The organism is uncultured Intestinimonas sp., assembly GCF_944387245.1.
Taxonomy (GTDB): domain Bacteria; phylum Bacillota; class Clostridia; order Oscillospirales; family Oscillospiraceae; genus Intestinimonas.
In genome coordinates this window covers 1-9772 of sequence record NZ_CALXEE010000079.1, presented here as the reverse complement: position 1 = coordinate 9772, position 9772 = coordinate 1, and the positions used below count along the sequence as shown (strand labels likewise).

At 64.1% G+C, this 9772-nt stretch carries 10 protein-coding genes; 7 read left to right on the top strand and 3 right to left on the bottom strand.

Features of this window, described 5'->3' with window-relative positions; genetic code table 11:
• Nucleotides 1-50: 50 nt before the first annotated feature.
• From Q0K15_RS09520 to Q0K15_RS09510, 3 genes are all read right to left on the bottom strand, one after another.
• Nucleotides 51-560 carry a DUF6465 family protein gene (locus tag Q0K15_RS09520; RefSeq protein ID WP_294515615.1) on the bottom strand — a complete coding sequence of 170 codons (510 nt, stop codon included), beginning with the start codon at nt 558-560 and terminating at the stop codon, nt 51-53.
• Nucleotides 561-715: 155 nt separating this feature from the next.
• Complete coding sequence (locus tag Q0K15_RS09515) at nt 716-1549, bottom strand: nucleoside recognition domain-containing protein (protein ID WP_294515614.1); 834 nt, start codon at nt 1547-1549, stop codon at nt 716-718.
• A gap of 40 nt (nt 1550-1589) precedes the next feature.
• A complete protein-coding gene (locus tag Q0K15_RS09510) occupies nt 1590-3263 on the bottom strand; it encodes a recombinase family protein (protein ID WP_294515613.1) in 1674 nt (557 codons plus the stop codon).
• 213 nt (nt 3264-3476) lie between these two features.
• Here Q0K15_RS09510 and Q0K15_RS09505 point away from each other — a divergent pair, with 213 nt between their 5' ends.
• The 7 genes from Q0K15_RS09505 to Q0K15_RS09475 all read left to right on the top strand — a co-directional run bounded on the left by Q0K15_RS09505 (nt 3477) and on the right by Q0K15_RS09475 (nt 9556).
• Entirely contained in the window at nt 3477-3839 is a 363-nt protein-coding gene (locus tag Q0K15_RS09505) for a BMC domain-containing protein (protein ID WP_294515612.1), read from the top strand.
• Nucleotides 3840-3848: 9 nt separating this feature from the next.
• A complete protein-coding gene (locus Q0K15_RS09500; protein WP_294515611.1) occupies nt 3849-4280 on the top strand; it encodes a BMC domain-containing protein in 432 nt (143 codons plus the stop codon).
• 11 nt (nt 4281-4291) lie between these two features.
• A complete protein-coding gene (locus Q0K15_RS09495) occupies nt 4292-4831 on the top strand; it encodes a EutP/PduV family microcompartment system protein (protein WP_294515610.1) in 540 nt (179 codons plus the stop codon).
• A 206-nt stretch (nt 4832-5037) separates the two neighbouring features.
• Nucleotides 5038-5781, top strand: coding sequence for an ATP-dependent sacrificial sulfur transferase LarE (larE, locus tag Q0K15_RS09490; protein ID WP_294515609.1), 744 nt, complete (start codon nt 5038-5040; stop codon nt 5779-5781).
• Between the two features lie 15 nt (nt 5782-5796).
• Entirely contained in the window at nt 5797-6564 is a 768-nt protein-coding gene (gene larB / locus Q0K15_RS09485) for a nickel pincer cofactor biosynthesis protein LarB (RefSeq protein WP_294515608.1), read from the top strand.
• A gap of 1 nt (nt 6565) precedes the next feature.
• Nucleotides 6566-7975 carry a nickel pincer cofactor biosynthesis protein LarC gene (gene larC, locus Q0K15_RS09480; protein ID WP_294515607.1) on the top strand — a complete coding sequence of 470 codons (1410 nt, stop codon included), beginning with the start codon at nt 6566-6568 and terminating at the stop codon, nt 7973-7975.
• Between the two features lie 15 nt (nt 7976-7990).
• The gene (locus tag Q0K15_RS09475) at nt 7991-9556 is read left to right on the top strand and encodes an ABC transporter substrate-binding protein (RefSeq protein ID WP_294515606.1); all 1566 of its coding nucleotides are present in this window, start codon (nt 7991-7993) and stop codon (nt 9554-9556) included.
• Nucleotides 9557-9772: the final 216 nt, after the last annotated feature.

Here is a 9772-nt window from a genome sequence, read left to right as displayed (position 1 = left end):
AAGGGACTGACCCACATGGTCAGTCCCTTTCCTTACCGTTCCGTTTACATTCAGAAGTTCACTTTACCGGTCTCACTGCCGTTAATAACATAATAGACGGCTCCATCCTCAGGCTTCACGTAGAGCTCCAGGCTCTTGATGGGCTCACCGGTCCAGGCGGCCTTCACGGCCTCCACGGCCTCCTCCTGAGAGATCTGCTTTCCCTGATACTGGACATACAGCTTCACTTCGGGAGCGGCGGCCTTCCGGGCACCCACAGTGCGCTTGCGGACAGGCGCTTTCTCGGCCTTAGCCTTGGCGGCGGCAGCGGCTTTCTCAGCCTTGGCCTTGGCAGCAGCAGCCGCCTTCTCAGCCTTGGCGGCAGCAACGGCGGCGGCCTTCTCCGCTTTGGCTTTGGCAGCGGCGGCGGCTTTCTCGGTCTTTGTAGACGCAACAGGCTTTTCCGCCTTAGCCTCGGCGGCCTTGGGTGCCTCCACAGGCTTTTCGGCCTTGGGAGCCGTCTTCTGTTCGGCCGCGGTCTGGGCAGCCAGAGGCTCCGGCTTCTTGGTATTGTTCAGCATGACTCTTTTCTCCTCGTTCCGCGGCCTCACGGCCGCTTTTTTATCGGTTCCATTTTAGCAGATATTTTCCTGTTTTCCATCGGGCGATTCTACTATTTTTCTAGAAATATTTTGGAATTCTCTGTCACTTTGCCCGCATTGTGGGGATTTCAGTCTCATCCCAGTCCCAGCAGGCGTGCCGCCGAAGCCACGATCAGGCACAACAGCCCTCCCAACCCGGTGGGTACCAATGCCGCCGCTACAGCCCAGCGGACCTTTCCCGTCTCACGCCATACCGTGAGACAGGTGGTGGTACAGGGCCAATGGAACAGTGTAAACAGGAGGACACACGCCGCCGTCAGTCCTGTCCATCCGCTGTCTGTCAGGAGCTGGCCCAGTGCCGCCAGATCCTCAGGCTCGGCCAGCACCCCGGTGGAGAGGTACCCCATGAGGAGCAGCGGCAAAAAGAGCTCGTTGGCCGGACAGCTCAGAAGGAAGGCGGTGAGGATCACTCCATCCATGCCCAGCAGCTCCCCCACACCATCCAGGGTGGAGGCACACCGGGCCAGCAGGGACATGCCCCCCGGAGTCCAGTTGGCGCACAGCCAGATGAGCAGTCCCGCGGGCGCCGCCACCGCCGCCGCCCGGCCCAGCACAAAACAGGTTCGATCCAGCACTGAGCGTACCACCACCTGCCCCAGCCGTGGGCGACGATAGGGCGGCAGCTCCATGGCAAAGGCCGAAGGCGTTCCCCTCAGGAGGGTGGCCGACAGCAGCCTGGACGCCGCCAGCGTCCCCGCCACCCCCAGCACCACCAGACCGGCCAGGGCACCTCCCGCCGCCAGCCCTCCCCCGGCGCAGAAGAGGGTCAAGATGGTGATTAGGGTAGGAAAGCGCCCGTTGCAGGGGACCAGGCTGTTGGTGAGAATGGCGATGAGCCGCTCCCGGGGGGAATCCACAATCCGACACCCCACCACCCCAGCGGCATTGCATCCCAGTCCCATGCACATGAAGTCGCCCTTCTGGGGTGCGGCTCTTTGAAATGTATTTTCACTTTACAGTCGATTTCTCCCCAGAAATATTTGGCACAGGCACAACACTGTCCTTCTTACCGAGCGGAAGCACGTCCCATATATTGTGGTCCATAGGGCCGGAACGCTCCAGCAGCTCTGTCTGCTCTAGGGCAGGAACGTCCAGTTCGATCCCCACCGGCAGTATCCCGTCCTCTTCCCGCTCCCCCACTTCTACCGATGTGACCAGCGAAAACAGGAGCCTTTGATCCTCCGCCGGCGCGGACAAGATCTGATCCAGGATTCGCTCCAGCTCTGTCCGCAGGGCAATCAGGTCGATTCCCCCCTCTTGTGGGCAAGCCTCCAGTTTCCGGGTGGTCTCCCGCCGGAGCGCATTGACTCGATCCAGCAATGCCCGAAACCGCTCTTCCCCAAGCTCCCCCAGCAGATGGCTGTCCCACAATTCCCCCTCCAGACGGTCCAGACGTCTGAGCTCCGCCTCCAGGTCTGCCCGTCTGCCTTCTCCGCTTTCCTGGCTCCCCCGGCGGACCAGGTCCGACAGAATCTCCTCCCGCTCTGCTGCCGTGAGGAGCACGGCCCGCCGCATCGCCCGGCCCAACAGATCTTTCAACACTGGATAGTGTATGGCATGACTGCCGCAGGCGGCAGGGCCCTTCCGCTTATAGCGCGGGCACACCAGCACGGCGGGTGAGTCCTTCCGCCGGGTGCCCGCGGACACCATGACTCCTCCGCAGGTCCCGCACCGGACCAGCCCCGCCATCCGGTTCTGAAATCGCCCTGTTCCGGGCCGTCCTCTACTCCGCCTGGCCACCAGCCGGAAGGTCTCCCGGTCCACCAGAGCCGGATGGGTACCCTCCACCACCGTCCACTCCTCTTGTGGGACGGTCTCACGGACCTTGGCCTTGAAGGAGGACTTCCGGGTGCGGCCCTGGGCGGTGCAGCCCATATAGGTGGGGTTCCGCAGCAGCTTGGACACCGTGGAGGCCGTCCACACCGGTCCGTCCGGCCCGGGACGCCCCCCGGAACGGTGGAGGGCGGGACAGGAGATCCCCCGACAGTTGAGTCGGCGGGCGATCTCACCCGGCCTCACCCCCGCCGCCGCCTGGGCAAAGATCTCCCCCACCACCGCCGCCGCCGGTGGGTCGGGCAGGAGCCTGTTCTTGTCCGCCGGGTCCTTCCGGTAGCCATAGGGCGCCAGGCTCCCCACATACCGCCCCTGAGCCCGGCGGACCGCCAGGGCAGAGCGGATCTTCTTGCTGGCGTCCCGGGCGTACATCTCGTTGACCACATGCTGAAAGGGCGCCAATCCATTGTCTGGACCCTGCGTGTCAAAGCCGTCGTTGACGGCGATGTAGCGCACATGCCGGGAGGGAAAATAGACCTCGGCCAACTCCCCGGTGCGGATATAGTCCCGCCCCAGGCGGCTCAGATCCTTGGTGAGGACCAGGTCCACCCGTCCCGCCTCCACGTCCTCCAGGAGCCTTTGAAGCCCAGGCCGCCGGAAGCTGGTGCCGGAGAAGCCGTCGTCCACATACTCTCCCACCACCGTCCAGCCATGGTCGGCGGCATAGGCGCGCAGCAGGGCCCGCTGGCCGCCGATGCTGACGCTCTCCCCTGCCCGGGCATCGTCCCTGGACAGCCGCAGGTAAAGGGCCGCCCGAAGACTCACTGCTCCGCCCGGTACCGCCGCCATACCGCCTCCACCAACGCTGCCCGCAGGCTCCCCTTCCCAGTACCCCGGATGATGAGCCGGTACCGTTCCGCCCCTCTTTTTCCCATCTCGGTCACCTCCTTCCAACACCCTATGCTGACCGGCCTGTCCCCCTTGCCGCCAATTGACATTTCTCTGCCTCAAAGCGTATAATAATAAATATCTTACACCATAAACTTGGAGGGACGTGGAACAATGAGTGACACCAATGATAAGATTCGTATTGTACAGGAGACAGTGGCTGGCAAGGAAATTACCTTTGCGCATGTCATTGGCGGTCCCGCCCCTATCATCTATCAGAAGCTGGGTCTCAATCCCGCCATTGACTACGGCTCTGCCGCCATTGGCCTCATGAATCTGACCCCGCCGGAATCTGCGGTCATTGCCGCCGATATCGCCGTCAAAAGTGGCGACGTCTATCTGGGCTTTGCCGACCGTTTTACCGGCACTGTCATCATCACCGGTGAACTGGCTGACGTCACCACCGCCCTCACCGAGATCGTGGACTACTTCCGGGATACCCTGGGCTATGTGGTCTGCAAGATCACCAAGCGTTGAGGCAGCGCTATGGGAAACCGTATGACTACGGAGGAGTTCCTGGAAAAGGTTTTCTCCCGCAGCTATGAAGAGCTCAGCGGCAGGGAGCTGCGCCTGGTCCGGGTAAAGGTTGTGGGCCGGGAGGTCTCCCTGGCACAGCTCATCGGCGTATCCGACCGGCGCATCTACGAAAACCTGGGGCTCCACATCGGCACCCACCTGGGGGAGGACCATACCGGTGAGTCCATCGGCCTCCTCCACATCACCCCCTGGGAGGCCACTGTGGCCGCCGCCGACATCGCCATGAAGAGCGGCGACGTGGAGTTGGGCTTCCTGGACCGGTTCAGCGGAGCTGTGATCCTGCTGGGAAACCGGGAGGAAGTCAAGTCCGCCCTGCGGCACGTGCTGGACTTCTTCCGGGATGAGCTGGGGTTCCCTGTGTGTGAACTGACGGAGCGATAGGAGGTGCCTCCATGAAAAAGCTGTTTCTCATGGGCCGGAGCGAGGCCGGAAAGACCTCCCTCACCCAGATTCTCAACGGTGAGGAGCTCCACTACCACAAGACCCAGTACACCAACACCAACGACGACATCATCGACACCCCCGGCGAGTACTCCGAGACCAAGCGGTGCGGTCTGGGGCTGGCCTGCTTCTCCTTCGAGGCCGACGTGCTGGCCCTCCTCATTGCCGCCGATGAGCCCTTCAGTGTCTTTGAAGCCAACTGTCAGTGCTTCACCAACCGCCCCCTCATCGGCATCATTACCAAGATCGACTCCCCCTACGCCAATGTGCCCATGGTGCGCAATTGGATGATCAATTCCGGCTGTGAGCGCATTTTTGAGGTGAGCAGCCTCACAAGAGAGGGCATCCAGGAGCTCATCGACTATCTGAAGGACGATCCGGTGAAGCTGACCCTGGAGGAGGCCAAGGAGCGCCAGCGCCATGGCATTCCCGAGTGGCGGGACCCCGCCGAGTGGAAGCGGGAGATGGCTGCCCTTCCCCGCCGGGCTTGACAGAATATCCTTCGATTTGATATAATAAATTAGATTTGAGCGGTCAGAAGGCCGCTCTCTGGCCCAGAAGGGTCTTTTCCCCGTATTCATCCAGTATCTTCCTGTCATATATTACCCGCGCGGTGAGAACGCCGCGCCGCGGCCAGAAGGCACGCCAGCTTTGGCGTGCCATTTTTTTGTATTTACCTCATGAGGAGGACGCCACCATGACCTTAGCCGAATACTTCAGCACCCACCCCAGAGCCGCCCTGGCCTTCTCCGGCGGCGTGGATTCCGCCTACCTGTTGTGGGCGGGCAAGCACTACGGCTGTGACCTCACGGCCTACTATGTCCACACCGCCTTCCAGCCGGAATTTGAGTTCCGGGACGCCCAGCGTTTGGCTCAGGAGGTGGGCGTGCCCATGGTGGTGGTGGAGGCCGACATCCTGTCGGTGCCCCTGGCCGCCGCCAACGGGCCCGACCGCTGTTACCACTGCAAGACCGCCCTCTTCACCAAGCTGTGGGAGTATGCCCGCCGGGACGGCCACACCCTCCTGCTGGACGGCACCAACGCCTCCGACGACGCCGGGGACCGCCCCGGTATGAGGGCCCTCCGGGAGCTGGCGGTGGAGTCCCCCCTGCGGCTGTGCGGACTCACCAAGGCCGACGTCCGGGCGGCCTCAAAGGAGGCCGGCCTCTTCACTTGGGACAAGCCGGCCTACGCCTGCCTGGCCACCCGCATCCCCACCGGCCGGACCATCACCAAAGAGGACCTGGAGCGGGTGGAGAAGGCGGAGGATGCCCTCTTTTCCCTGGGATTCACCGACTTCCGGGTGCGGCTCCTGGCCGACGCCGCCCGTATCCAGCTGCCGGAGGGCCAGTGGGACAGGGCCGCCGGGCAGCGAAGGGAGGTCCTGGCCGCCCTGAAGCCCTGGTTTTCCGCGGTGACCCTGGACCTGGAGACACGCTGAGAAGGAGGAGCCGACATGGACAACAAACATGAGATCCTGGAGCTCTTGCGGGCCGTGGCGGCGGGAAAGACCGCCCCGGAGGACGCCCTGCTGGAGCTGAAAACGGAGCCCTTTGCCGACCTGGGCTACGCCAAGGTGGATTTCCACCGTGGGGTCCGGCAGGGCGCCGCGGAGGTCATCTACGGGGCCTCCAAGACGGCGGAGCAGATCCTGGGCATTGTCCGGGCCATGGGGGAGCGGCACTGCCGCAACATCCTCATCACCCGCATGGACCAGGAGAAGGCCGACGTCCTCACCCAGGCCGGTGTGGACCTGGAGTACCACGCCGACGCCCGGCTGGGCATCGCCCTGCCCGGTCCCCGACCCGCTCTGGGCTCCATCGTGGTGTGCACCGGCGGCACCAGCGACCAGCCGGTGGCTGAGGAGGCCGCCCTCACCGCCGAGGCCATGGGCAACAAGGTCACCCGGCTCTACGACGTGGGCGTGGCCGGTCTCCACCGGCTCCTCTCCAATCTGGAGCCCCTCATGTCCGCCCGGTGCGTCGTCGCCGTGGCCGGCATGGAGGGTGCCCTGGCCTCGGTGGTGGGCGGACTGGTGGACTGCCCCGTTGTGGCCGTCCCCACCAGCGTGGGCTACGGCGCCAGCTTCGGCGGCCTCTCCGCCCTGCTGGCCATGCTCAACTCCTGCGCCTCCGGGTGCAGCGTGGTCAACATCGACAACGGCTTCGGTGCCGGCTATCTGGCCAGCATGATCAATCAAATGGAAGGACTGGAGGAGAAGTAACGTGAAAACCCTTTACATTGAATGTGCCATGGGGTGCGCCGGGGACATGCTCACCGCCGCCCTCTTTGAGCTCCTGAGCGAGGAGCAGAAGACCGCCTTTCTGGAGAAGATGAACGGCCTGGGCCTTCCCGGCGTCCACGTGGAGGCGGAGCCGGCGGTGACCTGCGGCATCGCGGGCACCCATATGGCGGTGACCGTCCACGGCCATGAGGAGGGGGACCACAACGACCACCACCATGATCACGACCACCACGACCATGACCATGATGGTCACGACCACGAACATCATGAGCACCCCGATCATGACCACGATCACCACGACCACGATCATGGGCACGTTCACGCCGTCCCCCATCTCCATGTGCACGACCACATCCATGACCATGTGCATGAGCACGACCACGTACACGATCACGACCATGGTCATGACCACCCCCACGAGCACGACCATGGCCATGAACACCACCATCACCACGCCTCTCCCGACCACATCCGGGGTCTCATCGACGGCATGGACCTGCCGGATGAGGTCAAGGTCTGCGCCCGGAGCGTCTATGACGCCATCGCCCAGGCCGAGGCCAAGGCCCACGGCTGCCCCGTGGGCGAGGTCCACTACCACGAGGTGGGGGCCCTGGACGCCGTGGCCGACGTGGTGGGGGCCTGCTACGCCCTGTGGCTCCTCTCCCCCGACCGGATCGTCGCCTCCCCCGTCCACGTGGGCAGCGGCACCGTCCGCTGCGCCCACGGCGTGATGCCGGTGCCCGCTCCCGCCACCGCTAACCTGCTCACCGGTGTGCCCACCTACGGCGGCGAGGTCTTTGGGGAGCTGTGCACCCCCACCGGCGCCGCCCTGCTGGTCACCTTTGCCCAGTCCTTCGGCCCCATGCCCGCCCTGGCGGCGGACAAGGTGGGCTGCGGCGTGGGTCGGAAGGTCTTTGACCGGCCCAACTGCGTCCGGGTCTTCCTGGGCGAGAGTGAAACCAGCGCCAACGGCTCCATCAGCGAGCTGGTGTGCAACATCGACGACATGACCCCCGAGGCCCTGGCCTACGCCTGTGAGCAGCTGCGCGCGGAGGGGGCCCTGGACGTCTACACCCTGCCCGGCACCATGAAGAAGGGCCGCTCCGGCCACCTGCTGACGGTGCTGTGCGACCCCGCCCAGGAGGCCCGGATGGCCCGGGCCGTCCTCACCCACACCACCACCATCGGCCTGCGGGTCCGCCGGTGTGCGAAGTACTTCCTCACCCCCGGCGCCGCCACCGTCTCCACCCCCTACGGGGAGATCGACGTCAAGACGGCGGAGGGCTTCGGACTCTCCAAGGTCAAGCCGGAACACGCCTCGGTGGCCGCCGCCGCCCAGGCCCACGGCGTGCCCTATCAGGCCGTCTGGCAGGCCGCATTGAACAAGTAAATTCAGGAGGTCTTTATGAAGCGACTTCTCCCCTGTCTGCTCTCCCTCGCCCTCATCGCCGGCTGCGCCTCCGGCGGCACAGACACCACCACGCCCGTACCGGAGCATCCCGCCGACGAGGTGGTGGTGGTCATGGGCCCCACCTCGGAGCCCGAGGCCGGCTTCGACCCCGCCTTCGGCTGGGGCGCCGGCGAGCACGTCCACGAGCCCCTCATTCAGTCCACCCTCACCGTCACCAACGCCGACCTCACCATCGGCTACGATCTGGCCACCGATATGTCCGTCAGCGACGACGGCCTCACCTGGACCGTCACCATCCGGGACGACGTCTCCTTCACCGACGGGGAGGCCCTGACGGCGGAGGACGTGGCCTTCACCTACAACACCGTCAAGGCCACCTCCTCGGTCAATGACTTCACCATGCTCTCCTCCGCCGAGGCGGTGGATGACACCACAGTGCTCTTTCACATGACTACCCCCTACTCCATCTGGCCCTACACCATGGCAATCGTGGGCATCGTTCCCGAACACGCCTACGACAGCGCCACCTACGGCTCCAATCCCATCGGCTCCGGCCGGTACACCCTGGTCCAGTGGGACCGGGGGGAGCAGATCATTCTGGAGGCCAATCCGGACTACTACGGCGAGGCCCCCAAGATGAAGAAGGTCACCATCCTCTTCATGGAGGAGGACGCCGCCTTCCTGGCGGTCCAGGCGGGCCAGGCCGACCTGGCCTATACCTCCGCCGTCTACGCCGACCAGAGCCCTACGGGATACTCCCTCCTCTCCTGTGAGAGCGTGGACAATCGGGGCATCAACCTGCCCACCGAGGGCAACCCCGTCACCGCCGACCTGGCTGTCCGCCGGGCCATCAACATCGGCGTGGACCGGGAGGAGATGATCCAGAACGTCCTCAATGGCTATGGTACCCCGGCCTACAGCGTCTGTGACAAGCTGCCCTGGTACAACCCCGCCTCCGAGGTGGCCTATGACCCCGAAGAGGCCGTGCGTCTGCTGGAAGAGGCCGGCTGGGTCCTGGGGGACGACGGCGTCCGGGTAAAGGACGGCGTCCGGGCCGAGCTCAACATCCTCTATTCCACCGGTGACTCGGTGCGCCAGGCCCTGGCCGCCGACCTCTCCAACCAGCTGGCCGAACTGGGCATCGCCTGCACCACCGAGGGCGTGGGCTGGGACACCGCCTACGACCGGGCCCTCACCACCCCCCTGGTGTGGGGCTGGGGCGCCCACACCCCCATGGAGCTCTACAACATCTACCACACCATGCCAGACACCGGCACCGCCCTCTACTCCCCCTACTCCAACCCCACTGTGGACAGCTATATGGATCAGGCCCTTCAGTGCTCCGACCTGGAGGAGTCCTACAAGCTGTGGCAGAAAGCCCAGTGGGACGGCACCACCGGCGTCACCCAGGACGGCGATATTCCCTGGGTATGGCTGGTGAACGTCAACCACCTCTATTGGGTGCGGGACGGGCTCCAGGTGGCCGAGCAGAAGATCCACCCCCACGGCCACGGCTGGTCCATCGTCAACAACGTGGACCAGTGGTCCTACGTTTCCTAACCCACTTTTCATGACCTACTTTTCTTGACCTACTTTTCTTGAAAGAAAAGTAGGCAAAAGAACTTTATTCTTTTTTCCTGTTTACAGTCAGCAGACAAGCTTTGCCCTCCCCTGGAAAGGGGAGGGCAAAGCTTGTCGAAAAAGTAGTAACGCCTCAAATTCGCGCAAGAGCCTCGCAGAGTTCCGTCGTCCGCAGACGGCGGAATCAAATAAAAT

Bases quoted from the DNA above. Each gene is read 5' to 3' on its own strand.
- Q0K15_RS09520 (WP_294515615.1), bottom strand. From the start codon at position 560: ATGCTGAACAATACCAAGAAGCCGGAGCCTCTGGCTGCCCAGACCGCG.
- Q0K15_RS09515 (WP_294515614.1), bottom strand. From the start codon at position 1,549: ATGTGCATGGGACTGGGATGCAATGCCGCTGGGGTGGTGGGGTGTCGG.
- Q0K15_RS09510 (WP_294515613.1), bottom strand. From the start codon at position 3,263: ATGGCGGCGGTACCGGGCGGAGCAGTGAGTCTTCGGGCGGCCCTTTAC.
- Q0K15_RS09505 (WP_294515612.1), top strand. From the start codon at position 3,477: ATGAGTGACACCAATGATAAGATTCGTATTGTACAGGAGACAGTGGCT.
- Q0K15_RS09500 (WP_294515611.1), top strand. From the start codon at position 3,849: ATGGGAAACCGTATGACTACGGAGGAGTTCCTGGAAAAGGTTTTCTCC.
- Q0K15_RS09495 (WP_294515610.1), top strand. From the start codon at position 4,292: ATGAAAAAGCTGTTTCTCATGGGCCGGAGCGAGGCCGGAAAGACCTCC.
- larE (WP_294515609.1), top strand. From the start codon at position 5,038: ATGACCTTAGCCGAATACTTCAGCACCCACCCCAGAGCCGCCCTGGCC.
- larB (WP_294515608.1), top strand. From the start codon at position 5,797: ATGGACAACAAACATGAGATCCTGGAGCTCTTGCGGGCCGTGGCGGCG.
- Q0K15_RS09475 (WP_294515606.1), top strand. From the start codon at position 7,991: ATGAAGCGACTTCTCCCCTGTCTGCTCTCCCTCGCCCTCATCGCCGGC.